Source organism: Xanthomonas sp. CFBP 8151, from assembly GCF_011761885.1.
GTDB classification, from domain to species: domain Bacteria; phylum Pseudomonadota; class Gammaproteobacteria; order Xanthomonadales; family Xanthomonadaceae; genus Xanthomonas; species Xanthomonas arboricola_B.
This window is the reverse complement of sequence record NZ_JAASQZ010000002.1, coordinates 225,973-252,660: the sequence shown is the minus strand read 5'-3', so window position 1 is coordinate 252,660 and position 26,688 is coordinate 225,973. Positions and strand designations below refer to the sequence as shown.

Sequence of the window (26,688 nt, the reverse complement as noted above, 5' to 3'; positions counted from 1 at the left end):
ACCGTGAACGCGACCGACTCCCTCTCCGACTGGCTCGCCTACATCGAGCAGCAGCATCCGCAGAACATCGCCATGGGCCTGGAGCGCGTGCGCGAGGTCGCTGCGCGGTTGCAGATTGAAGCGCCAGCCAGGCATGTCATTGTCGTAGGCGGCACTAATGGCAAAGGCTCCACCGTGGCCTTTATCGAGGCGATCGCGCAGGCCGCCGGCTGGAAGGTGGGCAGCTACACCTCGCCACATCTGCTGCGCTACAACGAGCGCGTGCGCATCGACGGCAACGAGGCCGGCGACGCGCAACTGGTGGACGCCTTTGCCGCCGTCGAGGCGGCGCGTGGCCAGACCGCACTGACGTATTTCGAATATGGCACGCTGGCGGCGCTGTGGCTGCTGCAGCGCTCCGGGCTGGATCTGGCGGTGCTGGAAATCGGCTTGGGCGGGCGCCTGGATGCGGTCAACCTCATTGATTCGGATGTGGCGGTGATCACCACCGTGGACATCGACCACACCGATTGGCTGGGCGAGGACCGCGAGGCGATCGGCACCGAGAAGGCCGGCATCATCCGCGCCTGGAAGCCGGTGGTGCTGGGCGAAATTGACCCACCGTCGAGCGTGTTGCGGCGGGCCTACCAGGTGGGCGCCAATGCGATCCGCGCCGGCAGCGATTATTTCTTCGAGCCGATCGAGGCGCAGCACTCGGACGCGCCGCAGTGGCGCTGGCGCGATGTCGCGGTGACCTTGGAGCTGCCGATGCCGGCCTTGCAGGCGCCGGTGCAACTGGCCAACGCCGCGGCGGCGATCGCCGCGCTGCAGGCCCTGCCGGCGGACCTGCCCGAGGCCGCCTGGGCGCAGGGCATTGCCAATGCACGGGTGGCCGGGCGCCTGCAGCGCAGCGACATCGATGGCGTGCAGGTGCTGCTGGATGTCGGCCACAACCCGCAGGCCGCGCGCGCGCTGGCCGATGCACTCGGCGCGCAGGCGCACACCGGCAGCACCCATGCGATCTACGCCGCACTGGCGGACAAGGATGTGCTGGGCGTGGTGGAGGCGGTGGCCGCGCAGGTCGACCATTGGACCCTGGCCGGGCTGGATGGCGCACGTGGGCAGTCGGCGCAGGCCCTGCAGGCCCGTCTGCAGGGCAGTGCCGCAGCGCAGGCGGCCTGCCATGGCGATGTGGCGGGCGCACTGCGCGCGGTGCTGGCGCAGGCCTCACCGGGCGATCGGGTGCTGGTGTTCGGCTCGTTTCAGACTGTTGCCGACGCACTAAACGCACTTCGTTCAGTCCACCCGGGTCGGTAGCCCGGCTGCGGCCTTATAATCGCCGCGGCATCCCGCCACGCCGCCTCTCGTCTCTTTACGTGGATACTGCTCTGAAACAGCGACTGATTGGCGCCATCGTCCTGGTGGCGCTTGCCGTGATCTTCCTGCCGATGCTGGTCAAGGGCCCTGCGCCGTCGAGCGGCGTGGCCGATGTGCCGCTGGAGGCGCCTGCCGCACCGGCCAATGGCGAGTTCGAAACCCGCGAATTGCCGCTGGTCACCCCGGGCGATGCGCCGGCCGGTGGCGCGCTGGGCATGCGCGGCGCCGCCCCGGCGCCGGCTGCGGTGCAGGACAACCCGGATGCGGCCGACCTGGCCAACCCGTCCAGCGCGCCGTCGGCGCCTGAGGTGGCGGCCGGCAACTACGCGGTCAACTTCGGCGCCTACGCCACCAGCGCCGACGCCGACGCGGTGCTGGCGCGGCTCAAGCAGGCGCAGCTGCCCGGTTTCAGCGAAAAGACCCAGATCAACGGCCGCCCGGCCTGGCGCGTGCGCGTGGGGCCGTATGTCGACCAGGCGCAGGCCGAATCGGCGCGCCTGCAGGCAGTGAAGGTGCGCAGCGACGTCAACGCCCAGGTGGTGACGCTGGATGCCAACGCCGCCGCGCCAGCGCCTGCAGCCAGCACACCGGCGCCGGCGCCGGCCGCCAAGCCCAACAGCAGCGTGGCCGCCGCCAGCACCGCCGCCCCGACCAGGACCGAGAGCCTGCCACCGGAGCCGGCCAAACCGGTGGCCGCCACGCCCAAGCCGGCCGAAGCGCCCACGCCTGCACCGGCCAAGCCGGAGGCGGCGAAAACGGAGCCTGCCAAGCCCGAGCCGGCCAAGCCAGCCGTCGCGGCACCTGCCGCGCCGGCCGCCCCTGCGGCCAGTTCGGTCGGCTTTGCGGTGCAGTTGGGCGCCTTCGGTCGTGCCGAAGACGCCGACGCCTTGCGCGACCGCGTGCGCGCCGCCGGCTTCAGCGCCTTTGTCGAGCAGGTGCGTACCGACAAGGGCGCGCTCAACCGCGTGCGTGTCGGCCCGGTAGCCAACCGCAGCGATGCCGAACAGTTGCGTGCGCAGGTGGCGGCCAAGGTCGGCATTTCCGGCATGGTGCGTCCGCATCCGTAAACCACCGCGCCGTCATCGGGCGGGCGCGGTGCATGCTGGAGATCGGCATGACGGTCGGTACGCTGCGCGCAGTGCGGCCGGTCCGCTGCACGCCTGATCGCCGCTTGCGTGGTATCGCCAGCGGCGAGCGGATTTCCTGATCGCCTCACGCCCATGGAGGGGAGCGCAATGAACACCAAGCCAGGTTGGACCAGCGGCACGACTGCCGCGCGGAGAAGTGGGCAATGATCGACATGGTGCTGGGCGTCATCATCCTGGTGTCGGCCCTGTTGGGCTTGCTGCGCGGGTTTGTCGCGATCGTGGTCGGCACGCTGTCGTGGTTGCTGGCAGGCTGGGCGACGTTCCAGTTCGGCGGCCCGGCCGCGGGCTGGATTGCCGACGGCAAGCACCCGTCGGCCACCGAATCGTTTGGCGGCTACGCGATGGTGTTCGTCGGCGTGCTGATCACCGTGGCGGTGACCGGCATGGTGATCCGCGCTGGCGTGGACGCGGTGCGTCTGGGCGGGATGGACCGCATGCTCGGGTTCGGCCTGGGCCTGGTGCGCGGCGGCTTTCTGGCCAGTGTGCTGGTGCTGCTGATGAGCTTCACGCCGCTGCCGCGCGAGGCTTCCTGGCGCCAGTCGATGCTGATGCCGATGCTGTCGCCGGGCGCGAGCTGGATGCGGGCGCAACTGCCGGCCTGGCGGATGCCGTCGATGGACATGCCATCGATGGAACTTGGCAACTTGCCAACGGAGTTGGGGAAGTTGCCCTCGGCAGGCGATAATACGGACCTGGGCAAGGCGCTGTCCGGGTCCGGTCTGAGCGACACCATCACGCGTGCGCTCGGGCAACCCGGTAAAGCCGCCAGCGACGGACGCGATCCGGCGCAGGCGATGCCGGCCAATATCGATCCGGCGCAGGTTCGCGGCGGAGAAAGCGACCCAGCCCGGGTCGAGTCCCAAGGCCAGGCACGGCCCCCTTCACAGTAACGGCGCAAGCCGTAGCGGAGAACGCGCACCATGTGTGGCATCGTCGGTATTGTCGGCAACCAGAACGTCGCCGGGCAGCTGTATGACGGCCTGACCGTCCTGCAGCATCGTGGGCAGGACGCCGCAGGTATCGCCACCGCAGACGGCACGCGCCTGCGCGTGCAAAAGGCCAACGGGCTGGTGCGCGATGTCTTCGACGAAAAAAAGATGGCGGTGCTGGAAGGCCGTGTCGGCATCGCGCATTGCCGCTATCCGACCGCCGGCTCGGAAGGCATGGACGAGGCGCAGCCGTTCTACGTCAACTCGCCCTACGGCATCGCGCTGGCGCACAACGGCAACCTGATCAACACCGAGGCCTTGCGCCAGCAGGTGTTCGAGGCGGACCGACGCAACATCAACACCGATTCGGACAGCGAAGTGCTGCTGAACGTGTTCGCCTACGAGCTGGACGCGCAGCGCATGCTCACCCCCGAGGCGGCGATCCGCGCGGTGGCCGGCGTGCACCGCCGCTGCAAGGGCGGCTATGCGGTGGTCAGCGTGGTGCTGGGCCTGGGCCTGGTGGCCTTCCGCGACCCGCACGGCATACGTCCGCTGGTGCTGGGCAAGCGCGAGCACGCCGAAGGCACCGAGTACATCGTCTCCTCCGAATCGGCCGCGCTGGACATCCTCGGCTACCAGCGCGTGCGCGACGTGCGTCCCGGCGAGGCGATGGTGATCACCGCGCGTGGCGAGCTGTTTTCGGAAGTCTGCGCCGCGCCGACCATGAACGCGCCGTGCATCTTCGAGTACGTGTACTTTGCGCGTCCCGATTCGATGATCGACAACATTTCGGTGCACAAGGCGCGCATGCGCATGGGCCTGAAACTGGGCGAGAAGATCCTGCGGCTGCGCCCGGACCATGATATCGACACCATCATTCCGATCCCGGACACCTCGCGCGATGTAGCGCTGGAGATGTCCAACGTGCTCGGGGTGAAGTACCGCGAGGGCTTCGTCAAGAATCGCTACGTGGGCCGGACCTTCATCATGCCGGGGCAGGGCGAGCGTCAGAAGTCGGTGCGGCGCAAGCTCAATCCGATCCACCTGGAATTCCGCAACCGCGTGGTGCTGCTGGTCGACGATTCGATCGTGCGCGGCACCACCAGCCGGCAGATCGTGCAGATGGCGCGCGATGCCGGCGCGCGCAAGGTGTATCTGGCCTCGGCCGCGCCGCCGGTGCGTTATCCCAATATCTACGGCATCGACATGCCGGCGGCCGAAGAACTCATCGCCCATGGCCGCAGCGAGCTGGAAATCCAGGAATTTTTGGGCTGCGACTGGCTGATCTACCAGGATCTGGAAGACCTGGAAGTGGCCGTGCGCGAAGGCAACCCGGACATCCGGCAGTTCGATTCCTCGTGCTTCAACGGCGAGTACATCACCGGCATCGAACCGGGCTATTTCGAACGCATCCAGCAATTGCGCTCGGACGATGCCAAGAAGCGTCGCCGCGCGTGAGGGTATGCGGTAGCGCTACAGCTCGGCGCTACCAAGACGTGGCCTAGAGCCCGCTGTGCCACGCAGGAGTACCTGCGTGGCGATCGCGCGATTTGGGTGCCGCCGATCGACAAGCGGGTGCGCTGCACTGGTTCGATAGTGGCGCCAGCCGCCGGTTGGTCCCAGACCGCACCTGCGACGGCTGCGTGGTGGTCTTGATCGCCGCTGCAGATCGAAGCGCCAGTTGTCGATTTAGCGGCTACCGCAACGATGGAGTGATGGACACGATGGATCTTCTGCAAGCCGCATACGCCTGCCTGCAAGCGGCCGATCCGCTGGAGAAGGTCGCGTTGACGCAGCGACATGCAGCCGCGTTCCGTGCCGGCGCGTTGCCGTTGCCACCGCCGCAGGCGGCGCCCCCGGAGCCGATCCGCATGCCTGGCCGACCTGCAAGGCCGGTGCTGGTGCATCCGCGGCAGGTGCCGCGGCGTGGGCTGGGCAACCCGGAAGGCCGCGCCGCCTTTATCCACGCCATCGCGCATATCGAGCTCAACGCCATCGATCTGGCCTGGGATGCGGTGTATCGCTTCCGTGGGCTGCCGGCGGCGTTCTATGCCGACTGGGTTGGCGTGGCCGACGACGAATCGCGCCATTTCATGCTGCTGCACGCACGATTGCACGCGCACGACCACGACTACGGCGACTTCGCCGCGCACAACGGCCTGTGGGAAATGTGCGAGAAGACCGCGCACGATGGCCTGGCACGCATGGCGCTGGTGCCGCGCGTGCTGGAAGCGCGTGGCCTGGATGTGACACCGGCGATGATCGTCAAGCTGCGCTCGCTCGGCGATACCGCCACGGCCGAGGTGCTGGACACCATCCTGCGCGAAGAGGTGGCGCATGTGGCCGCCGGCTCGCGCTGGTACCGCTGGTATTGCGCGCAGGCCGGCATCGAGCCGCGCGCGCGCTTCAAGGCACTGCTGCACGAATACGCCGGTGGTTACCTGCATGGGCCGTTCAATCTGCAGGCGCGGCTGCTTGCCGGTTTCGATGAGGACGAACTGGCCGATCTGGTGGAGCAGGCCGGCTGAGCGGCCGGTGATGGGTGCATGGGCGGGCCGCAGTGCGCGATCTGTCGCTCGCCGCTTGCGTGCAGATCGAATCGGCCAGTACCGACGCCACGCTGGGTGATGCACATTCGCAGCGTCGCGCGTGAGCGATGAGCTCAGTGCGTGGCGGAGCGATCGCAGCGCGCTGGATCGACGTGCATCGCTGCCCGTCGTGATGACGTCGTGCCCGCGCTCGGATGCCGACAACACGTGACAGGCCACCTGCGCGGCAACGCGCCTTCGCTCACCGGACTGTGCGCTGGGTCCTCCGGCACAGCTGCCGAAATCGTATCCATTCACGGCCGACATCACAGAACTGTAATTTTCTTTTGTAACGACTTGCAATCGGTACGGCCAGGCGCGCCTTAATGACGTCCCGGGGGCAGGGGCCCGGTGTTTCACATCCGTTGCTTCCATGTCTAAGGAGAGAGAGACGATGAAGTCCAAGTCGATGTGCACCACGGTGGGTCTGATCGCCATGTGTCTGGCCGGTTCGGCCGCCGCTGCCGGCAAGCCGCTGTATCAATCCGGCCCTGCGCTGAGCCGCAGCGCGAGCGCCACCGCAGCCGCCGAACCCTCGTTGCAGCGCCTGCTCAGCGCACCGTCCACCGCCAACGCGCAGGTGGTCCAGCTCGACGCCGAAGCCGTCACCGCTTCGGAGAAGCTGCTGGAACTGCAGCTGGACGGCCAGACCATCACCGCCACCCAGGCCAAGGTCGATGCCCTGGAAGGCGGCGACAGCGTGTGGTACGGCAACCTCGGCCCGCGCGCCGGCACCCGTGCACGCACGCTGTCGGGTGTGGATCCGCTGAACTCGGCCATCCTGGTGCGCAGCGGCGACACCGTCACCGGCACCATTCGTTACGCCGGCAAGCTGTATCGGCTACGCCCGCTCGCCGATGGCCGCCATGTGCTGGTGCAGGTGGAAGAAAGCCGCCTGCCGCAGGAGCACCCGGCCGAATACAGCCTGCTGCCGAAGATCGACATGCCCAGCGACGGGCGCGTCACCGCGGCCGCCGCGTCGTCGGGCAGCCCGGCGACTATCCGTGTGCTGGTGGTCGCCACCAATCAGGCAGTGACCGCATACGGCGGCAACATGCAGTCGCTGGTGCAACTGGCAGTGGCCGAGGCCAACCAGGGCTACGTCAACAGCAACGTCGGCATCACCTTGCAGCTGGCGCGCTACGAGACCACCAGCTACAGCGAAACCGGCAATTTCACCACCGATCTGCAGCGCTTCCGCGTGACCAACGACGGTTACATGGACAGCATCCACACCAGTCGCAACACCTACACCGCCGATGTGGGCGTGATCGTGTTGGACAACAGCAGTTACTGCGGCCTGGCATCGGGCATCGGCTCCACCGCGGCGACCGCGTTTGCCTCGGTGTACTGGGACTGCGCCACCGGCTACTACAGCTTCGCGCATGAAATCGGCCATCTGCAGAGCGCCCGGCACGACGCCACCAACGACCCGAGCACCTCGCCGTATGCCTACGGGCACGGTTATCGCTACGGCAACAGCTGGCGCACCATCATGGCCTACGACTGCAGCAGCAGCTGCCCGCGCCTGAACTACTGGTCCAACCCCAACATCAGCTACAACGGCGTGCCCATGGGCAATGCCAGCACCGCCGACAATCAGCGCGTGCTGGTCAACACCAAGGCCACCATCGCCGGCTTCCGCTGAGTACCAAGTTGATCGTTCCGCTGTCGGCCCGGCACCGCAGGTGCCGGGCCATTGCCGCTACACGCAGGCGCCGTGATCGCGCAGACTAGAGGCATTGCCGGCAGCCGCCGGCGTGTCCTGCGGAGCGGAGCATCCATGTCCAAGTCCCTGCGTTATGCGGCGCTGTGCCTGGCCGCGCTGGCGGTCGCCGGTTGCAAACAGCAACCTGCCGACCCAGCCCCTTCGGTACCCAAACCGGCCGTGTCCGCACCGGCAGCGACGACCGGCAACGATGCCCGGGCTCGCGCGCTGCACGTGCTGGAAACCCGCTTGCAGGGCGACCATTTCTATCCGGACAACTGCATCAGCATCATCGCCGAAGACGACGCTGCGCCGACGCCGGATGCATTCGAGTTCGCGGTGCACGAGCGGCATGGCAACGAGTGTCCCGGCGACCCGCAGACCAGCCCGGTGCGCGATCGTTTCCGCGTGCAGGCCGATGGCACGGTGTTCTGGTACGACGTGGTCAACGCCGACTTTGTCGACTACGCCGAGCATGCGCGCAGCACGCAGTGACACTTCTGGATGCCGCAGGGACGGTGCGGTTGCGTTTCAGCAGGCTGGCGCGATCAGGCGTGCCGACAGCGCGTCCAGCTGCATTCCAGCACGGGTAAGCAGCACACCGAGCGTGCGCAGGCCTGATCTCGAAACCACAGCGCTCACCTGCAGACGGCGCGGCCGATGCCCATCGCGTCTGTCGCCCGCAGACTGGTTCCGAGCGAGCAGCCTGTGCCCGGCGGGCGCCGCTCGCTAGCTGCTGACAGCCACGTTAAAGCGGCAACTGCTCCAGCGACACGCCGTCGGCATCCACATGCAATACCGAGCCTTGTTCGTACCAGTCGCCCAGCACGATGCGTGTGCAAGTCTGGCCACCGGCCTGAAGGGTGTGGATCGCAGGGCGATGGGTGTGGCCATGGACCAGGCGGTCCAGGCCATACCGCACGAAGGTGGTTTCCACCTCGGCCGGGGTGACATCGGTGACGGTCTCGAAGCGCGATTGGTCGCCCTGCTTGAGTTCTGCATGACGCGCCTGGCTGACAGCGCGTGCCTGTTGCGCGAAGGCCACCCGCGCAGCCAGCGGTTGCGCCAGGAACTGCGCCTGAAAGACCGGATCGCGCGTCTGCGTACGGAACGCCTGGTAGGCGGTGTCGTCGGTGCACAGCAGATCGCCATGCATCAGCAAGCTCGGATGCTCGTACAAATCGACCACGGTGGGGTCGGGCAGGATGCGCAAGCCCGCACGTTGCGCATACGCCTGGCCGACCAGGAAGTCGCGGTTGCCCGGCATGAAGTACACCGGCACGCCGCTATCGGCCACCGCATGCAGCGCCACGGCCACCGCATCGGCAGCGGTCGATGGCGTGTCATCGCCGATCCAGGCTTCGAACAGATCGCCGAGGATGTAGAGCGCGTCGCTACCGGGCACCTGCGTGCGCAGGAAGTCCAGAAACAGCTCGGTGATCGCCGGCCGGGCCGGATCCAGATGCAGGTCGGAGATGAACAGTGTCGTCATTGCGCCATTGTACGGCGGGAGCGCGGGACGGGAATCGGGGAATGGGAATCGGTAGAGCGTTGCATCGCGCAGCGAGCGGCCAGCTACGGTGACGAGGGGTCATCTGCCTGGTCAGGGTAACTCGGCGGTGGCAGCGCTCACTCTTTAGCCAAGCAGTACCGGCAATCCCCACAGCGACAGACTGGCCAGCACCACGCCGATCGCCGTGGCAGCCAGCACATCGCTGGGATAGTGCAGGCCCAGCACCACGCGCGACAGCGCCACGCCGGCCGAAAACGGCACCAGCAGGGGCGCCAACCATGGGTAGTAGGCCAGTGCCACGATGCTGAAGGACACCGCGTGCAGCGTGTGGCCGGACGGAAAACTGAACTCGTCCAGCGGCGCCACCCAGGCGCGGATGCGCACGTCGGCCGCATACGGGCGTGGCCGCCGCGTCCAGCGCTTGAGCGCTTTGTACAAGGTCAACGCCAGCACGCCGGTGGCGGCCATGTGCGCAGATGCACGCACGCCGTCCATGCCGTCGAGCAGCACCAGCAAGCCCATCAGGCCGTACCAGAACATGCCGTCGCCGAGCCGGCTGATGGTGGCGAACGCGCGCCGCACCGGGTGGCGGCGGCACCAGTGGTTGGCGCGCCGGCACCAGCGCGCTTCGCGACCGCGCAGAAGTTCAAGCCGCGTTGCCGACATAACGCCCCCGTGCCGCAGTGATGCCCATCAGCAAGGCCTCGAAGTCGGAGACCACATTGTCCGGATGCAGTTTCTTCATTGCCTGCGCGGCCGCCGCACCCAGGCGCTGGCGCATCGCATCGTCGTCGGTGAGTGCGACGGCGGCCTGGACGAACGCCTCGTCGTTGTCCACTGCCGCACCGCTGTGGCCGCTGCGCAGATACTCGCGTGCGGCGCCGTAGTCGAAGGCCACGGTGGCCACACCGCTGGCCATCGCCTCCAGGGTCACGTTGCCGAAGGTCTCGCTGCGGCTGGGGAACAGAAACAGATCGCCGCTGGCGAAGTGGCGCGCCAGCGCCTCGCCGCGCTGGATGCCGCAGAAGATGAAATCCGGATTCTCGTGCGCGATCTTTTCGCGTGCCGGGCCATCGCCCACCCAGGCGAAGCGTGCCTTCGGGCGGATCTGCTGCAGCTTGCGGAAGGCGCGAATTGCCAGCGGCAGATTTTTTTCGTTGGCGATGCGTCCGACGTAGATCGCGGCGAAGCCTTCGCCTTCGATGCCCCAGTCGGCACGCAAGGCCGGATCGCGTCGAGCCGGATCGAACTGCTGGCTGTCCACCGCGCGCGCCAGCAATTGCACCCGCTCGAAACCGCCGTCACGCAGAAACTGCTGCAGCTCGCGGGTAGGCACCAGGGTGGCTTCGGCCTGATTGTGGAAGCGGCGCATCCAGCGCAACGCAGTGCCCTGCAGCCAGGCGGCACCGTAGTCGGGCAGGTACTCGTCAAAGCGCGTATGGAAGCCGGTGGCGACTGGAATGCCCAGCCGGCGTGCCGCACGCATCGCCGACCAGCCCAAGGGGCCTTCCGTGGCCACATAGACCGCATCCGGTTGCGAGCCTGCCCAATGACGGAGGAGACGTTGCGTTGCCGGCAACCCGAACTTCAGTCCCGGGTAGCGCGGCAGCGATGCGCCGCGCACCAGTAGTGCCATGGCCGCGTCGGTATCGCTGCTCTGCCGTGGACGCACCACGTCCACTTGGTGTCCGCGTGCGCGCAGGCCGGTTTCCAGCCCGTGCACGGTCAGCGCTACACCGTTGACTTCAGGCGGATAGGTTTCGGTAACGATCGCGTAGCGCATGCCCGTTCTCCGGTTTTCGCTAGCTTCCGGGAGGGCGATGGCATGGATGTTGCGCGCACAAGTCGCGGCGGTGACAGTGGAGCAGGGAATGGGAAATGGGGAATCGCAAAGGCAGCGTGCTGCACCCGTCCAGCGCAATCTACACCAGTCAGAAAATTCTCAGAGCCCCGTGGTTGACTATTCCCGATTCCCGATTCTTGTCTGAGGCCGCAGGCCTCAGGTCACAAACGGTTTGAACGCGATTCCCAGCCCGGCCATGCTTTCGACTTCGCCGATCAGGTCGGCGCGCAGCAGCGGGCGCGAGTCGATCCAGTTTTGCGACAGGATCAATGACAGGCGTGCGTCATCGGCGGTGAGTTCCAGGGTCGGAATCGGGTCGGACTCATGCGCGCGATGCAGCAGCACCGCCAGCCGCAGCAGTGCGGCCTTGCGTCGGGTTGGCAGCAGCAGGCGATCGGGCAGCGCCTCGAACGCGGTCTTGGGCACATTGCGCCGGTGCGTGCGCACCAGCGATGCCAGCACCTGCTGCTCCTGCCGCGAGAAACCTGCGATATCCGAATGCTCCAGGATGTAGCTGCCGTGCACGTGATACTGACTGTGCGCGATGATCAGGCCCAGCTCGTGCAGGCGGGCAGCGCGGCGCAGCACCTGCGCATCGTCGCCATCCAGTTGCCAGGATTCGCAGACCTGATCGAACAGGCGGCAGGCAGTGGCTTCCACGCGCTGCGCCTGCACTTCGTCGATACCGTAGCGCTGCACCAGCGAGGCCACCGAGCTGTCGCGCGGGTCGTTCTCGCCGCCGCGGCCGAGCATGTCGTAGAGGATGCCTTCGCGCATCGCCGCCTTGCTGACCATCAGCTTCTCCAGCCCCAGGGCCTGGAACGCCGCTTCCAGCACCAGAATGCCGCCGGCGATGATCGGCCGCCGTTCGGCGGCCAGGCCAGGTAGCTGGATGTCTTCGATGCGCTTGGCCTTGAGCAGTTCCTCGCGCAGCGCCGGCAACGCCTCGGCAGTGATCGCGCCCTTAGTGAGCTTCATCGCCGCACAGATCTCGCCGATGGCCTTGTGCGTGCCGGACGAACCGATTGCCTCATGCCAGCCCAGTGCCTTGTACTGATTGGCGAACTGCTGGAACTCGGCGCCGATCTCGGTCAGCGCATCCTTCCATTTCTTCTTCGACAGCTTGCCGCCGGGGAAAAAGCGTCGCGTGCTGGCGATGCAGCCGGCCTGCAGAGATTCGCGTTCCAGGGTCTGGAACCCACGGCCGATGATGAACTCGGTCGAGCCGCCGCCGATGTCGATCACCAACCGGCGTTGGTCGGGTTTGGGCGGTTGCGCATGTGCCACGCCAAGATAGATCAGGCGCGCTTCCTCGCGTCCGCTGACCACCTCGATCGCATGCCCGAGCGCGGTTTCGGCCGGCATCAGAAACGCCTGCGGCGAGCGCAGCTGACGCACCGTGTTGGTGGCCAGTGCGCGCACGCGCAACGACGGCACGTCCCGGATGCGCTGGCCGAAGCGCGCCAGGCATTCGAGCGCACGCTGGCGCGCTTCATTGGAGATGCCACCCTTGCCATCCAGGCCGTCGGCCATGCGCACGGTTTCGCGCAGGCGATCGACCACGCGCAGCTGACCCATCAGGTAGCGCGCAATGACCATGTGGAAGCTGTTGGATCCTAAGTCGATGGCGGCGAGGAAATCGCCATCGCGCAGGGGCGGGACCGTGGGGGAGGGCATTGGCATGGGCGCATGGTAGCCGATGGGCCGTTGGCCCCGTGAGGGGCCGCGCCCACGCCGCTTTCAGATCCGCTCGAGCAAGGTCATCTGCGCCGAATGCGCCGGCTTCCCGGGGCCGGGTACGCGCTTGTGATAGACGCCGTCGGCATCCAGCTCCCAGGCGTTGACGTTGTCGTCCAGGTAGTTCTGCAGCACTTCGCGGTAAACGCGCTTGGCCAGATCCGGGTCCAGGATCGGGAAGCAGGTTTCAACGCGCCGCAGCAGGTTGCGTTCCAGCCAATCGGCGCTGGCGCAGTACAACTCTGCCGCGCCATCGTTGCCGAACCAGTAGACGCGGCTATGTTCCAGAAAACGCCCCACGATCGAGCGCACGCGGATAGTGTCGGATACGCCGGGCACGCCCGGCCGCAGCGTGCAGGCGCCGCGCACGATCAGGTCGATCTGCACACCGGCCTGCGAGGCGGTATACAGCGCACGCACGACTTGCGGCTCGTTGAGGGCATTCATCTTGGCGATGATGCGGCCCGGGCGGCCGTTGCGGGCCAGCCGCGTTTCGCGCTCGATCCGCTTCAATACACCGGCGTGTAGGGTAAAGGGCGACTGCAGCAACTGTTCTAGTTTCATGCGCGGGGCGAGCCCGGACAATTGCTGGAACAGCATGTGCACGTCGTTGCCGATTTCCACATCCGCGGTGATCAGGCTGATGTCGGTGTACAGGCGTGCGGTGCCGCTGTGGTAGTTGCCCGTACCCAGATGCACGTAGCGCTTGAGCTTGCGTCCCTCGCGGCGCACGATCAGCAGCATCTTGGCGTGCGTCTTGAAGCCGACCACGCCGTACACCACCTGCACGCCGGCTTCCTGCAGCTTGTCGGCCAGGCCCAGGTTGGCCTCCTCGTCGAAGCGCGCGCGCAACTCCACCACCACGGTGACGTCCTTGCCGTTGCGCGCGGCCAGGATCAGCGCATCGACGATCAGCGAGTCCTTGCCGGTGCGGTACAGCGTCTGCTTGATCGCCAGCACGTTCGGGTCGACCGCGGCCTGACGGATCACGTCCAGCACCGCAGTGAACGCATCGAAGGGATGATGCAACAGCACATCGCCCTTGTTGACGATCTCGAAGATGCCGTCGTTGTCGCGCAGCGTGCGCGGGTTGAACAACGGATACTTCAGCTCCGGGCGCTGCACCAGATCGTAGACCTGGGTGACGCGGCTCAGGTTGACCGGCCCGACGATGCGATACACCGCGTTTTCGTTCAGGCCGAAGTTTTGCAGCAGGGTGCGCATGATCGGCGCCGGGCAGTCGTGCGCGATCTCCAGACGCACTGCCGGGCGATAGCCGCGGGTGACCAGTTCATCGCGCAAGGCCAGCGCCAGGTTCTCCACTTCTTCCTCGTCCACCACCAGCTCGGAATTGCGGGTGACGCGGAACTGATACGAGCCCTTGACCTGCATGCCGGGGAACAGTTCGTCGACGAACTCGGACAGCACCGAGGAGAGGAACACGAAGCCTTGCGTACCCTCCGGCGACAGGCTCGCCGGCAGCTGGATGATACGCGGCAACGAACGCGGCGCACGCACGATGGCCAGATGACCGGCACGGCCGAATGCGTCCTGGCCCTCCAGCACCACCACGATGTTCAAGGTCTTGTTGAGGATCTTCGGAAACGGATGCGCCGGGTCCAGGCCCAGCGGCGACAGCACCGGCATGATCTCGTTGCGGAAGTACGCCCGCAGCCAGCGTTTCTGACGTGAGGTCCACGCCGTGCGGCTGAGCACCGCCACGCCGGCATCTTCCATCGCCGGGCGCAGCACTTCATTCCATGCGTGGTACTGCTGTTCGACCAGCTTGGCGGCGCGGTCGTGCACCGCGTTGAGGATGGCGGTCGGGCTCAGGCCATCCGGCGCCGGCGGCAGGCCGAACTCCTGCGCATGCCGCACGGTGGCCGCGCGGATCTCGAAGAATTCATCCAGGTTGGTGCAGGAAATGCACAGGAACCGCAGCCGTTCCAGCAATGGCACCTGCTCGTCCAGTGCCTGCGCCAGCACCCGGAAATTGAAGTCCAGCTGCGACAGTTCCCGGTTGATGTACAGCGCCGGATCGCGCAACGGATCGGTGGCGATATCCTCGGAAGGTGTGACGTCGTGCAGTTCTTTGGCGTGGCCCATTGGAGTCGGTCATCAAGACGGAGATGGTGTGCGGCATGGCAGCGCGCCAGGTGCAGCGCAGGCAATGCAGCGCGTCGTGCGCGCGCGCATCGCACCGCAGTGCGGCGCGCACCCCTTACATATCACGCCGAACGTGACAGTGGCAGGGACTGATCGCGCTGCACGATGCGCGCAGCGACAAAATGGCATGAGAATTCGCTACCGCGTCCGACCTCGCTTTCGATTTCCAGACGCGCCTGGTGCAGTCCCAGGATGTGCTTGACGATCGACAACCCCAGCCCGGTGCCGCCGCTCTCGCGCGAGCGGCTGCTGGACACGCGATAGAAGCGCTCGGTGATGCGCGGCAGATGCGAGGCGGGAATGCCGTAGCCGGTGTCGCGCACCGCCAGGGCCGCGCCATCGCCCTCGCGCACGAAGCGGATCGTCACCGTGCCGCCGCCGGGGGTGTAGCGCACCGCGTTGGTGACCAGGTTGGAAAAGGCGCTATGCAGTTCCTTGTTGGAGCCGAGCAGGTCCACGCCGGCCTCGTCGAACACTTCCACGGTGTGGCGGCCCTGGCTGTGCGCTTCGGCCTCGCGGCGCAGCGTCGACAGCATCGGCGCCATCGCCACGTGTTCCTCGCCGAGTTCTTCCTGCGATTCCAGCCTCGACAGCGTCAGCAGGTCTTCGACCAGCTGGGCCATGCGCTGCGATTGCTTGCGCATCTCGGCGAGCATCGGGCCGGAATCGGGAAAGTCTTCCGGGTCGAGCATGTCCAGATAGCCGTGCACCACCGTCAGTGGCGTACGCAGTTCGTGGGAGACGTTGGCCACGAAGTCGCGGCGTACCTGCTCCAGCCGCAGCAGCTTGCTGACATCGCGCGCCACCAGCAGCCAGTAGTCGTCGGAGTAGGGGATCAGGCGCAGATTCAGGCGCAGATCCGGATCCACAGGCGAGGCGGCGTCGAGCATGGGTTCGGCATTCCGACCGGCCGCCAGCCAGTGCGCCAACGGCAACGGCTGCAACCGCTCCACCACCGACACGCCCATGTCGCCAGGATGATGCAGGCCCAGCAGCCCGCCTGCGGCCCGGTTGAACCACTGTACGCGCTGGCTGTTGCGATCCACTACCACCACCGCGTCCGGTAGCGCCTGTGCGGCGGCGCGGTAGGTGCGCAGCATCTCGATCAGGCGACGCTTGCGCCCACGCATTTCGGCCTGGCTGCGATAGAGCAGGCGATCCAGTTCGTTCCATGCACCGATCCCGGCGGCCGGCTCGGCGCGCTGGCGCGCGGTCAGGCGCCGCAGCACCTGACGCAGCCGCCAGTAATGCCAGGCCAGCGCCCCCAGCGCGGTCAGCGTCAACGCCATCCACACATGCCCGATCAGCATGCCGACCAGCACGGCAGCGCCCAGCAACAGCGCGAGAGTGCCGAGCGTCTTGAGCCAGGCGGAACGGATATGTCGAGGCATGGAAGGCGTTACCACGGAGCGTCAGGTAGGCGTGCGAACCGGCCGGCCCTATGGGCGACCGGCCGTGCGGCAACCACTAAGTTGCCGAAGAGAAACGGTAGCCCGAGCCACGCACGGTCTGCACCATGTTTTCCAGACCGAACGGCTCCAGCGTCTTGCGCAGGCGGCGGATGTGCACGTCGATGGTGCGCTCCTCCACATACACGCTGCCGCCCCAGACATGATCCAGCAGCTGGGTGCGCGTATACACGCGTTCGGGATGTGTCATGAAAAAGTGCAGCAGGCGGTATTCGGTCGGGCCGATCGGCACCGGCGCGTCGCCGGCAAACACCCGGTGCGCAGCGCCGTCGATGCGCAGGCGTCCCACGGCCACGCTGCCGTCTTCGTCGTCCTCGCGGGTGCGGCGCATCACCGCACGGATGCGCGCCAGCAACTCACGCGCCGAGAACGGCTTGACCACGTAATCGTCGACCCCGGCTTCCAGGCCACCGACGCGGTCGTTCTCTTCGCCGCGCGCGGTCAGCATGATGATCGGAATCTCGCGGGTCAGCTGTTCCTTGCGCCAGCGCCGCGCCAGGTCCAGCCCGCTGGTGCCTGGCAACATCCAGTCCAGCAGGATCAGGTCCGGCACGCGGTCGGCGATGGCAGTCTGCGCCTCGCGGGCATCGCCGGCGTGGATGGGTTCGAACTCCCCTTTGCGCAGCGCGAATGCCACCATGTCGCGAATCGCGGGTTCGTCGTCGACGATCAGAATGCGTTTTTGCACGCGGGGCTTACCGTCTGGCTTTGGTTGATCGCCAGTAGACTACGGTTTTGTGACTCCAATGTGACATCCGCGACGGCTGCGACCGCGACCAAAGCGGCCTGTGCCAGTCACCCGTACAGTGTTGAACGCTTTGACGTACGCTGAAATGACCACTGCGCCGACCGTCACATGCGCTAGCGCGTCGACAGATCCGGGTCGCGGATGCCTTGCCGGCGTAGCTCCAGCACGGTCGGGGTGATCGCCGCGATGCGTGCATCCACCCGCGCCCGTGTCACATAGTCGAGATCTTTCTTCTTCAACGCTTCCAGCTGGATCAGCGCCTGTTCCGGGCGTCCATTCAAGTACGCAGATTCGGCGTACGCCTCGCTGGCGCGCAGATGGTCGCCGGACAGCTCGCAGGCGCGGGCGTAGGTCTGTTGCAACAAGGGGTCTTCGCTACTGCGATGCAGTAACGGCTCCAGTACCTGGCGTGCGCGCTGGCCGGACTCCTTGCCGGCCTGCTCGTTGAGTGCGCCGGCATAGGTCAGCGCCACCGCGCGGTTGTTCGGCAGTTGCTTGAGCAGCGCGTCGAAACGCGCATTGGCCACCTCGCGCTGGCCCACCCGCGCCTGCGCCTCGCTCAGCCCCAGCGTCAGCCACAGGTTGTCCGGGTGCGCTTCCAGCAGGCTGGTCAGTTCGGCCACCGGCTCGCCCGGCCGGCCGCCGCTGTTGCGCAGGCGCGCCAGCGCCAGCCCGTAGCGCTGGGCATCGGTCAGGCCGTGCTTGGCACTGCGGCGCAAGGTCTCGTATTCGCGGATGGCCGCATCCGGCGTGGCCGCGCTGAGCACGCGCAGGCGCTCTTTGGCCCAGTCGAAGTTCTGCTGGTCGCCGCCGCGGCTCAGCGCATCCACCGGTAGTCGCAGCGCATACGGCAGCAGCGCGTTGCCGTTGCGGCTCAACGGTTCGGACAGCGACGGGTCGGCAGGGTCCACCCGTTCCTGGCGCGTGTCGCCCGGCACCGAGGTGGTCAGCACCACGGTGTTCTTCTTCATCTGCTCTGCGCGCGCCTTGGCCTCGCTGATCCGGGTGACCGTGACCGGGTGGGTCTGCAGAAAGTCCGGCGCGCTGTAGCCGCCCTCGTTGGCGCGCATCGCCACCGACATGCGCTCGAAGAAGCCGGCCATCGCATCCACGTCGTAGCCACTGCGCACCAGCGTGCGGATGCCCAGCCGGTCGGCCTCGGATTCATTGGAGCGGGTGTAGTCGATCTGGCGCTGCTGCATCAGCCCCATCGCGCTGGTGATGCCGGCCATGGTGGCATCGCCCCTGGAATTGCCGCCGGCCTGTTGCGCGGCGATCACCGCTGCCAGCATGCCGAGCAGGATCGGGATCTGGTCGCGCTGCGCCCGTTCCACCCCGCGCAGCACATGCTGCTGGGTGACGTGGGCGATTTCGTGCGACAGCACCGCGGCCACCTCGTCTTCGCGCTCGGCGGTCAACACCAGCCCGGCATTGACCGCGATATACCCGCCCAGCGTGGCGAAGGCATTGATCTGGCGGTCGCGCAGCATGAAAAACGTAAACGGCTGCTGCGGCTGGTCGCTGTTGGCACCCAGCCGGGTGCCCATGGTCTGCAGCCAGTCGGTGATCAGCGGGTCGTCCAGCACGTAGTCGTAATTGCGCAACTCGGCCAGCATCATCTTGCCGTACTCGGCCTGGCGCGCCGGTGTCAGCAGCTCGCCGGCTGACGAGCCGATGTCGGGCAGGCGGTTTTCCTGCGCGGGTGCCACCCCCATGGCAACGGCCAGCGTGAGGGCGGTGGCGAGCGGTAGCAGGCGCAAGTGGAACTCCCAGGTGGTGCGCGGAGCATGCGGGCAGCACGGCGCGATGGCGTGAATCATCGGTTAATCCACAGTGTTGCGGTGACGACATGGAAATTCCAGTCGCCCGGTACCATTGTCAGACCTCAGACCAACCACGGAGTTTCCCGTGAGCCAAGACACCGACGTGCAGGATGCGGCCAGCGGCCCGCAGATCACCCTGTATTCCTCCGCGATCTGCCCGTACTGCGTGGCGGCCAAGAACTTCCTCAAGAGCAAGGGCCGGACCTGGACCGAGGTGCGCATCGACCTGGACCCGGCCGAGCGCAACAAGATGGTCGCGCTGGCCAAGCGCACCAGCGTGCCGCAGATCTTCGTCGGCGACGTCCATGTGGGCGGCTACGACGACATGATGGCGATGCACCGTGCCGGCAAGCTCGAACCGCTGCTGGCCGGCGCTACAGGCGGCCAGGCATGAGCGAGACCGGCAACGGCAGCGACGACCGGCTGCGCGAGTTCACCGAATTTCGCCAGCGCATGAACCAGCGCATCCTGGCCGAGCCGAACCAGGTGGTGCGCCGGTTCTTCGCGTTGGACACCCAGACCTACCAGGCCGGCGCGCTCGACGTGAAGACCAAGGAACTGCTCGGTCTGGTTGCCTCGATGGTGCTGCGCTGCGACGACTGCATCAGCTACCACGTCGCCCAGTGCAAGGACGCCGGCGTGACGCGCGAGGAATTCTTCGAAACCTTCTCGGTCAGCCTGGTGGTTGGCGGCTCCATCGTCATCCCGCATCTGCGCCGCGCGGTCGACTTCCTCGACCAGCTCGAGGGCGGCGCGCCGGCACCTGAGCAGCACGCGCATGGGTGATTGGGGCGGGAGTGGGGAGTGGTGATTCGGGATTCGTAACGGCGGGCGGGGTGGGCGTGCCGCCTTTTGTTGGCGGCGTTGCCTTGGGCGGTCCGATTTCGGCACCGGCCGCTGGCTAGAGGCCGGTGCTTTCAGGACGTCTGCACTGAAGTTATGCCCGCATGCGCCGGTACGCGCGCCCGTTTCTGCCGCCGTTCGCTGCACCGAATGGCCGTCGTGCGCAGCTGTAGCCTCTTAGACCAAGGTCGGTTTGGGCGCCTTCACCGGCATCGGGCATAATTGCCTGTGAAACCTCCTTGCGCCGCTCTGCCGGGTACTGCGGCTGGCGCTCCCCCCTTCAAGTTCGGAAACCCAACGTTATGACGCAGACAATCACGGTCATCCGCGGCGACGGTATCGGCCCGGAGATCATGGATGCCACGCTGTTCGTGCTCGACGCGCTGCAGGCTGGCCTGACCTACGAGTACGCCGACGCTGGCCTGGTCGCGCTGGAGAAGCACGGCGATCTGCTGCCCGAGTCCACCCTGGCCTCGATCACCAAGAACAAGGTGGCCCTGAAAAGCCCGCTGACCACCCCGGTCGGCGAGGGCTTCAGCTCGATCAACGTCGCCATGCGTCGCAAGTTCGACCTGTACGCCAACGTGCGTCCGGCCAAGTCGTTCCCCAACACCAAGTCGCGTTTCGCCGATGGCGTGGACCTGATCACGGTGCGTGAGAACACCGAAGGCGCCTACCTGAGCGAAGGCCAGACCGTGTCCGAGGACGGCGAGACCGCGTTCTCCGGCGCCCGCGTCACCCGCAAGGGCTCCGAGCGCATCGTGCGCTACGCCTTCGACCTGGCGCGCGCCACCGGCCGCAAGAAGGTCACCGCGGTGCACAAGGCCAACATCATCAAGTCGACCTCGGGCCTGTTCCTGAAGGTGGCACGCGATGTGGCCACGCAGTACCCGGAAATCGAATTCCAGGAAATGATCGTCGACAACACCTGCATGCAACTGGTGATGCGTCCGGAGCAGTTCGACATCATCGTGACCACCAACCTGTTCGGCGACATCATCTCCGACCTGTGCGCCGGTCTGGTTGGCGGCCTGGGCCTGGCCCCGGGCGCCAATATCGGTGTGGACGCGGCGATCTTCGAGGCCGTGCACGGCTCGGCGCCGGACATCGCAGGGCAGGGCAAGGCCAACCCGTGCGCGCTGCTGCTCGGTGCCGCGCAGATGCTGGACCACATCGGCCAGCCGCAGAACGCAGAGCGCCTGCGCGAAGCGATCGTGGCCACGCTGGAAGCCAAGGACGCGCTGACCCCCGACCTGGGCGGCACCGGCAACACCATGGGCTTCGCCAAGGCGATCGCCAGCCGCCTCTGAGCGACACGGCGACAGCAAAAAGAAAGGGCGCCCAGGCGCCCGTTCTTTTGCTCGCAATCCGGATGCTGGAGGGAACCGCTTTTACGACTCCCCAATCCCGACTCTCGATTCCCGGCTCAATTACGCGACTGCAGCTTCGACAGCAAGCGCAGGAATTCGATGTACAGCCACACCAGCGTCACCATCAGGCCGAACGCGCCGTACCACTCCATGTGCTTGGGAGCGCCCTGTTCCACACCGCTTTCGATGAAGTCGAAGTCCAGCACCAGGTTCAGTGCCGCCACCACCACCACGAACAGACTGAAGCCGATCCCGATCAGGCCCGAGTCGTGGATGAAGGGAATGCGCACGCCGAACAAGCCCAGCACGATGGTCGCCAGATATACCAGCGCGATGCCGCCGGTGGCCGCCACCACGCCCAGCTTGAAGTTCTCGGTGGCCTTGATCATGCCGCTGCGATAGGCGAACAGCAAAGCGAACATGGTGCCGAAGGTCAGCAGTACCGCCTGGAACACGATGCCATTGAAGCGCGCTTCGTAGACCGCCGAGATCGAGCCCAGGAAAAAGCCTTCCACCAGCGCGTACAGCGGCGCGGTGACCGGAGCCCAGGTCGGCTTGAAGCTGGTCGCCAGCGCAAACACCAGCCCACCGATCGCGCCGGCAATCATGTAGAGGCGCGCGGCAGGCAAGGGAACGCCGTCGGCCCCGATCGACTGCGACCAGGCAAAAGCGGCGGTGACCACCGCCATCAGCAACAGCAGTCCGGTCTTGTTGACGGTGCCGTTGAGGGTCATCGCCTGACCGTCGCGCGTGACCACCGAGCCGGAACCCAGGTCGAGGAAGGTGGATTCCCGAAGGGCGGGATTGCCGCTACGCATGCGTGTTCTCCATGAAATATAGATGCCTGCCGACTTGGCGAGCGATGCCGCGAGGATACCGGATCGTCGGATTTACACAGAGTGATTGACAGCAAGGCCAATCATTCCCAAAATAGCCGACCTTTCCAGCCTTCGGGATGGAAAGGTCCCGCCGGGGTATAGCGCAGTCTGGTAGCGCGCCTGCTTTGGGAGCAGGATGTCGGGGGTTCGAATCCCTCTACCCCGACCATTCCGAGGCTCTTGGCGGCGTGGGAGTGCGAAGTTCGGTCCGGGCGCCCGTAGCTCAACCGGATAGAGCACCGGCCTTCTAAGCCGGCGGTTACAGGTTCGAGTCCTGTCGGGCGCGCCATCGGCGGGGCGGTAGGAAGTAGGTTTCAGTGGTGGCTGTAGCTCAGCTGGTTAGAGTACTGGATTGTGATTCCAGATGTCGGGGGTTCGAGTCCCCTCAGCCACCCCACTGATTGCAGGAAAAGTTGGACCCGATGCATCGCGGGGTGTTGCAACGAAGCAAAAACGCGCATACACTGTGCGACCAGTTTCAGGGCCGTTAGCTCAGTTGGTAGAGCAGTTGACTCTTAATCAATAGGTCCAAGGTTCGAATCCTTGACGGCCCACCAAACAAAAGCACTTAGGCATTCGCCTAGGTGCTTTTCTTTTTGTGCTGAGGATAAAGAGATGGCGCAAGCAATTGGTTGCAGCTTTGCTGTCGTCTCGGTCGGCGACTGCCCGAGCGCGGTGTTCGTCTGGGCCTGGCGCGATGTCTTGCCTGCGGCATGCGCGCAATCGCCACTGGCGGCCGCCCGGATGAGCGAATGCGAATGAGCACTGATGTGTCTGGAGCGTTGCGGCATTCGATCCTGCGCCAGGTCGGCCTTTTCGCAATCGTCGGTCCTCCGATCGGCGGGCTGCTGGGCTTTGTGCGGTGGGCTCGGTTCGATCTGCAGACCGCGTTGTCGGTGGTTGTCTGGTCGTACGGCCTGGTGTTGCCGGTGATTGCCTGCGCTGCTGCGGGGTGGCTATGTGCGCGCATCTGCGCCTGGCTGTATCGCGGACGCCGGCCCAACCCGATGGCCCACATTGCTATCGGTGCGTTGGGTGGCCTGCTCTCGGCCGGGGTGATGGTGCTGCTGCTGGCGATCATCGGCGGCTGGTCGATGATGTCCGATCGCGCGGTGATGCTGACGCTGCTGCAGTGTGGGTTGGCGGCAGGTGGCGCCTGCGCCGTGCTTGTCTGGCTGATGTGGTCGCGCCTGGCAGTGTCGCCCCACGCCGGGTGACCGGTCGCCAGGCAGCGTCCATCAGCATGTGCAAGAAGGTGTTCTTTGCGGCGTTGGATGGCGCTTTGTATACGTCCGATGGCGATGCGCCGCGCCTGATCGGCTGCGGGCAACTACTGCCGTGGTCGCTTACGGCGACGCAGCGGGTGCGGGCGCCGGGCGTTGCTGGATGCGTGGAAATGCCAGCGTAAAGCGCGCGCCCTGGCCGGGCGCCGATGTCACTTCCACAAAGCCACCTGCCTGACGGACCGCGCTATACACCTGTGCCAGCCCCAGCCCTGCGCCTTTGTCGGCATCCTTGGTGGTGAAATACGCTTCGAACAGGTGCGCCTGCACGTGTGCATCCATGCCATGCCCGTTGTCGGCCACGGCGATGGTGACATAGCGCCCGGCCGGCCTGGTCAGCTTGGCCTGTTCTTCAGCGACTACGGTGTCGCCCGTCTCCACGCGGATGACGCCGCCACGTTGGCAGGCATCGCGTGAGTTGATCACCAGGTTCAAGATGGCGCGTTCCACCGTGTGGCGATCCACCATTGAGCAGCATCCGCCTTCGCCGGTGCGCAGCTGCAATTGCAGATCTGCGCCGAGCACCTGTTCGAGCAACGGGCCGAGCTGTTGGGTCAGGGCGGCCAGATCCACCGGTTCCGGGCTGTACGGATACTGCCGCGAAAACCCGACCAGGCGCTGTGCCATGACCGAGCCATGTTGAAGCGCGGCGGCGGCCACGCTCAACAGCTTGGTGTCGTGCGCATCGATCCTGGCGCGCTGTACCACCAGCTCGATGGCCGAGGTTGCTGCCTGCAGCACGTTGTTCAAATCGTGCACGACGCCGGCCAGCAGTTGTCCCACCGCTTCGCCTTTTTGCGCCTGCTCGGAGATCTTTTCGGCAGCGCTCTGCGCGGCGCGCGCAATGTCCAGATCGCCTTCGATGCGCTCTCGCAGGTCGCGCAGGCTGTGCAGTTCGGTCGACAGCGAATGTTCGCGCGCGCGCGCCAGCCGCAGCGCGCCACTGGAAAATACGCGCTCTGCGGTCAGGGTGGAATCCAGTGTGTGAAAGGCGGTCTCCAGCGCCCGGCGGTCGGAGATGTTCCTGCTCACCGCCAGGATCGCTTCGACCTTGCCAAGTGCATCGAACAGCGGACTGGTGACGACCTGCCAGATCTGGCGCACGCCGGCGAAGTTCACGCTGGCGGCTTCGAATTCCTGAATCGAACCGGCACGGGAGCCGGCGATCGCCGTCTCCACCAGTTCGCCCGCCTCCGGTGGCCATAGATCGCGCCATGGCCGCGCGATCAACTGATCCTGATGGCTGGCGCCCAATTCGGCCAGGCCATTGACGTTGATTGCGGTAATCCGCCCGGCGAGGTCGATCTCCTTGATGCAGTCGCGTGACAGGGCCACGATCTGCCGATACCGATCTCTCATCGCGATGACTGCCCTCACTGTTGTTAACGGAATTTTAGCGAAACAGCGTTGTCCAGCGCCAGCAAAGTGCGCGTAAGGGACGCTAGCGTTCACCCAGTCGCTTGATGAATGTATTTACCTTCAAGTGTGCCCGAGTCAGGGCCGACCACCATCATGCTGCCCGCGCACGCGTGCAGCACGCGAGCCGCGACCACATTCGGCGGCGCCATCGCTCGCGCGATGCTTTTTCTTTCCCGGTATCCCTGCAACAATGGACGGGGAACTGCAGTATCGCGAAAGTGGCGGAATTGGTAGACGCACCAGATTTAGGTTCTGACGCCGTAAGGCGTGGGGGTTCGAGTCCCCCCTTTCGCACCAATGCAGTGTGGCCGTGCGTGTTCCGGCCATTCCAGTACAGGCTTGGTCCTTTCCATCGCGCGATGCAGTGACGCGTGTTCCGCTGGCAGCGGCCGCCGTTATCGGCGAAACTACAAGGCTCGGCGGCTTTCCCGCCATCCGTCAACCCGCATCTTCCATCTCGTGCCGACGCTTGTGCAGTCGGTGGCAGGAGTCAACATGCAAGCATCGATCGAATCCACCGGCAATCTGGAACGCCGCCTGACCTTTACCCTGCCGCAGGATCGCCTGGAGACCCATGTCGGTGGCCGCCTGCGCGAACTTGCGCGGACCACACGCATCAAGGGTTTCCGCCCCGGCAAGGTGCCTACCAAGGTCATCGAGCAGCGCTTTGGCCAGCAGGTGCGTGCCGAGGCGATGGAAGGCCTGCTGCGTGAGACCTTCGATTCGGCGGTGCGCGAGCATTCGCTGCGTCTGGCCGGCAACCCGCGCATCGACCAGGGCGAGAGCGATTTCGACTTCGTCGCCACCTTCGAAGTGGTGCCGGACTTCGGTGATATCGACGTGGCTACGCTGTCGGTGGTGCGTCATGCCGCCGAAGTGACCGATGCCGACATCGACCAGATGATCGAGAACCTGCGTCTGCAGCGCCGCACCTGGAACCCGGTCGAGCGCGGCGCGCAGGTCGGTGACCTGGTGGCACTGGAGACCTGGTCGCAGGCCGGCGACGAGCGTCTGCCCGCCGAAGGCGTGGAGACCGGCAGCAGCGTGCTGGGCTCGGGCGTGATGTTCGACCAGATCGAAAAGGGCCTGGAAGGTCTGGCCAAGGGCGAGGACAAGACCCTGACAATCGACTTCCCGGCCGAGTGGCGCGTGCCGCAGCTGGCCGGCAAGACCGTGCATGTGCACGTCAAGGCCGTCGAGGTCTCCGAGCCGGTGTTGCCGGTGGTGGACAAGGAGTTCATCAAGAGCTTCGGGGTGAAGAGTGGGGACGCCGAGCAGTTCCGGGCCGACATCCGCACCAACCTGGAGCGCGAGCTCAAGGGCGCGCTGATGAACCGCCTGCGTCGCGAAGTGGGCGAGCAGCTGATCGCCGCCTATGCGCACGTTGAAATGCCGCCGCGTCTGGTCGAGAACGAGGCCCGTTCGATGCTGGCGCAGCAGGTCGAGCAGGTCCGCCGCAGCGGCCGCAACCCGGGCGAGATTCCGGCCGATGCCCATCAGGGTTTCATGGATGCGGCTGCCAAGCGCGTGCTGGTCGGGCTGCTGGTGGGGGAAGTGGCCCGTCGCAACGAGCTGCGCCTTGAATCCAAGCGCGTCAGCGAAACGCTGCGTCTGATCGCCTCGACTTACGAAGAGCCGGAACAGGTCATTGAGATGTACCGCAACGACCCCCAACTGATGAGTGGACTGCAGAGCCGTGTCATGGAAGAGCAGGTAATCGACTGGATCGCCGAGCGCGCCCAGCACACCGAGCAGTCGCTGTCGTTCCAGGACGCCATTCGGGTCTAAGGTAAGCGATCGCGAGACACCAACCCGCATCCCGATGGCTGGGATGCGGATGTCAAACCCGGGCATCGGCGCAAGCCGC

The 26,688-nt window shown here is 66.1% G+C and carries 22 protein-coding genes and 5 tRNA genes; 17 read left to right on the top strand and 10 right to left on the bottom strand.

Annotation, left to right across the window (positions count from 1 at the left end; all coding sequences use genetic code 11):
• The first annotated feature begins 3 nt into the window (after positions 1 to 3).
• From folC to FHT08_RS08875, 7 genes are all read left to right on the top strand, one after another.
• On the top strand, positions 4 to 1,296 hold the full coding sequence (gene folC / locus FHT08_RS08905) for a bifunctional tetrahydrofolate synthase/dihydrofolate synthase (protein WP_104538393.1): 1,293 nt from the start codon (positions 4 to 6) through the stop codon (positions 1,294 to 1,296).
• Between the two features lie 59 nt (positions 1,297 to 1,355).
• Positions 1,356 to 2,423 carry an SPOR domain-containing protein gene (locus FHT08_RS08900; RefSeq protein WP_166774912.1) on the top strand — a complete coding sequence of 356 codons (1,068 nt, stop codon included), beginning with the start codon at positions 1,356 to 1,358 and terminating at the stop codon, positions 2,421 to 2,423.
• 224 nt (positions 2,424 to 2,647) lie between these two features.
• Positions 2,648 to 3,394: a CvpA family protein gene (locus FHT08_RS08895; RefSeq protein ID WP_104538391.1), complete on the top strand. Its 747-nt coding sequence runs from the start codon at positions 2,648 to 2,650 to the stop codon at positions 3,392 to 3,394.
• A gap of 30 nt (positions 3,395 to 3,424) precedes the next feature.
• Positions 3,425 to 4,891 (top strand): amidophosphoribosyltransferase, encoded by a 1,467-nt coding sequence (gene purF, locus FHT08_RS08890; protein ID WP_104538390.1) that lies wholly within the window; start codon positions 3,425 to 3,427, stop codon positions 4,889 to 4,891.
• Between the two features lie 257 nt (positions 4,892 to 5,148).
• Complete coding sequence (locus tag FHT08_RS08885) at positions 5,149 to 5,961, top strand: ferritin-like domain-containing protein (protein ID WP_208408950.1); 813 nt, start codon at positions 5,149 to 5,151, stop codon at positions 5,959 to 5,961.
• Between the two features lie 454 nt (positions 5,962 to 6,415).
• Positions 6,416 to 7,669: a zinc-dependent metalloprotease gene (locus FHT08_RS08880; RefSeq protein WP_104538389.1), complete on the top strand. Its 1,254-nt coding sequence runs from the start codon at positions 6,416 to 6,418 to the stop codon at positions 7,667 to 7,669.
• 135 nt (positions 7,670 to 7,804) lie between these two features.
• Positions 7,805 to 8,224 carry a hypothetical protein gene (locus FHT08_RS08875; protein WP_166774910.1) on the top strand — a complete coding sequence of 140 codons (420 nt, stop codon included), beginning with the start codon at positions 7,805 to 7,807 and terminating at the stop codon, positions 8,222 to 8,224.
• 253 nt (positions 8,225 to 8,477) lie between these two features.
• Here FHT08_RS08875 and lpxH read toward each other — a convergent pair whose 3' ends face one another.
• The 8 genes from lpxH to FHT08_RS08835 form a co-directional block, all read right to left on the bottom strand.
• Positions 8,478 to 9,221: a UDP-2,3-diacylglucosamine diphosphatase gene (gene lpxH, locus FHT08_RS08870; protein WP_166774909.1), complete on the bottom strand. Its 744-nt coding sequence runs from the start codon at positions 9,219 to 9,221 to the stop codon at positions 8,478 to 8,480.
• Positions 9,222 to 9,365: 144 nt separating this feature from the next.
• Positions 9,366 to 9,908: a phosphatase PAP2 family protein gene (locus FHT08_RS08865; protein WP_104538386.1), complete on the bottom strand. Its 543-nt coding sequence runs from the start codon at positions 9,906 to 9,908 to the stop codon at positions 9,366 to 9,368.
• Positions 9,889 to 11,025 (bottom strand): glycosyltransferase family 1 protein, encoded by a 1,137-nt coding sequence (locus FHT08_RS08860; protein WP_166774908.1) that lies wholly within the window; start codon positions 11,023 to 11,025, stop codon positions 9,889 to 9,891. The genes FHT08_RS08865 and FHT08_RS08860 overlap by 20 nt, the downstream gene beginning before the upstream one ends.
• A gap of 216 nt (positions 11,026 to 11,241) precedes the next feature.
• A complete protein-coding gene (gene ppx / locus FHT08_RS08855) occupies positions 11,242 to 12,762 on the bottom strand; it encodes an exopolyphosphatase (protein WP_181141205.1) in 1,521 nt (506 codons plus the stop codon).
• 63 nt (positions 12,763 to 12,825) lie between these two features.
• Positions 12,826 to 14,928 (bottom strand): polyphosphate kinase 1, encoded by a 2,103-nt coding sequence (gene ppk1, locus FHT08_RS08850; RefSeq protein ID WP_166774907.1) that lies wholly within the window; start codon positions 14,926 to 14,928, stop codon positions 12,826 to 12,828.
• Positions 14,929 to 15,050: 122 nt separating this feature from the next.
• Positions 15,051 to 16,379 (bottom strand): phosphate regulon sensor histidine kinase PhoR, encoded by a 1,329-nt coding sequence (phoR, locus tag FHT08_RS08845; protein ID WP_166774906.1) that lies wholly within the window; start codon positions 16,377 to 16,379, stop codon positions 15,051 to 15,053.
• Between the two features lie 76 nt (positions 16,380 to 16,455).
• Positions 16,456 to 17,145 carry a phosphate regulon transcriptional regulator PhoB gene (phoB, locus tag FHT08_RS08840; protein WP_002806631.1) on the bottom strand — a complete coding sequence of 230 codons (690 nt, stop codon included), beginning with the start codon at positions 17,143 to 17,145 and terminating at the stop codon, positions 16,456 to 16,458.
• Positions 17,146 to 17,318: 173 nt separating this feature from the next.
• Entirely contained in the window at positions 17,319 to 19,025 is a 1,707-nt protein-coding gene (locus FHT08_RS08835) for a M48 family metalloprotease (protein ID WP_208408949.1), read from the bottom strand.
• An 88-nt stretch (positions 19,026 to 19,113) separates the two neighbouring features.
• Here FHT08_RS08835 and grxC point away from each other — a divergent pair, with 88 nt between their 5' ends.
• From grxC to FHT08_RS08820, 3 genes are all read left to right on the top strand, one after another.
• Positions 19,114 to 19,422 (top strand): glutaredoxin 3, encoded by a 309-nt coding sequence (gene grxC, locus FHT08_RS08830; RefSeq protein WP_166774905.1) that lies wholly within the window; start codon positions 19,114 to 19,116, stop codon positions 19,420 to 19,422.
• Positions 19,419 to 19,814 carry a carboxymuconolactone decarboxylase family protein gene (locus tag FHT08_RS08825; RefSeq protein WP_166774904.1) on the top strand — a complete coding sequence of 132 codons (396 nt, stop codon included), beginning with the start codon at positions 19,419 to 19,421 and terminating at the stop codon, positions 19,812 to 19,814. Before grxC ends, FHT08_RS08825 begins: the two co-directional genes overlap by 4 nt.
• A gap of 359 nt (positions 19,815 to 20,173) precedes the next feature.
• On the top strand, positions 20,174 to 21,181 hold the full coding sequence (locus tag FHT08_RS08820) for an isocitrate dehydrogenase (RefSeq protein WP_104538379.1): 1,008 nt from the start codon (positions 20,174 to 20,176) through the stop codon (positions 21,179 to 21,181).
• Between the two features lie 116 nt (positions 21,182 to 21,297).
• Here the strand turns inward: FHT08_RS08820 and FHT08_RS08815 are convergent, their stop codons facing one another.
• Entirely contained in the window at positions 21,298 to 22,059 is a 762-nt protein-coding gene (locus FHT08_RS08815; protein WP_104604358.1) for a Bax inhibitor-1/YccA family protein, read from the bottom strand.
• A gap of 152 nt (positions 22,060 to 22,211) precedes the next feature.
• Here FHT08_RS08815 and FHT08_RS08810 point away from each other — a divergent pair.
• The 5 genes from FHT08_RS08810 to FHT08_RS08790 all read left to right on the top strand — a co-directional run bounded on the left by FHT08_RS08810 (position 22,212) and on the right by FHT08_RS08790 (position 23,336).
• Positions 22,212 to 22,288: transfer RNA gene (locus tag FHT08_RS08810), tRNA-Pro, on the top strand.
• A gap of 43 nt (positions 22,289 to 22,331) precedes the next feature.
• A tRNA-Arg gene (locus tag FHT08_RS08805) sits at positions 22,332 to 22,408 on the top strand.
• Positions 22,409 to 22,439: 31 nt separating this feature from the next.
• Positions 22,440 to 22,516: transfer RNA gene (locus FHT08_RS08800), tRNA-His, on the top strand.
• A gap of 84 nt (positions 22,517 to 22,600) precedes the next feature.
• Positions 22,601 to 22,676, top strand: a tRNA-Lys gene (locus tag FHT08_RS08795).
• Between the two features lie 156 nt (positions 22,677 to 22,832).
• A complete protein-coding gene (locus FHT08_RS08790) occupies positions 22,833 to 23,336 on the top strand; it encodes a hypothetical protein (protein WP_243848998.1) in 504 nt (167 codons plus the stop codon).
• A gap of 129 nt (positions 23,337 to 23,465) precedes the next feature.
• On the opposite strand, the gene FHT08_RS08785 is transcribed toward FHT08_RS08790, so the two are convergent.
• The gene (locus tag FHT08_RS08785) at positions 23,466 to 24,761 is read right to left on the bottom strand and encodes a PAS domain-containing sensor histidine kinase (protein ID WP_166774903.1); all 1,296 of its coding nucleotides are present in this window, start codon (positions 24,759 to 24,761) and stop codon (positions 23,466 to 23,468) included.
• 272 nt (positions 24,762 to 25,033) lie between these two features.
• Between FHT08_RS08785 and FHT08_RS08780 the strand changes: the two genes are divergently transcribed.
• Together FHT08_RS08780 and tig are read left to right on the top strand one after the other, a co-directional pair.
• Positions 25,034 to 25,118, top strand: a tRNA-Leu gene (locus tag FHT08_RS08780).
• Between the two features lie 198 nt (positions 25,119 to 25,316).
• Positions 25,317 to 26,609: a trigger factor gene (tig, locus tag FHT08_RS08775; protein ID WP_166774902.1), complete on the top strand. Its 1,293-nt coding sequence runs from the start codon at positions 25,317 to 25,319 to the stop codon at positions 26,607 to 26,609.
• Positions 26,610 to 26,688 lie beyond the last annotated feature (79 nt).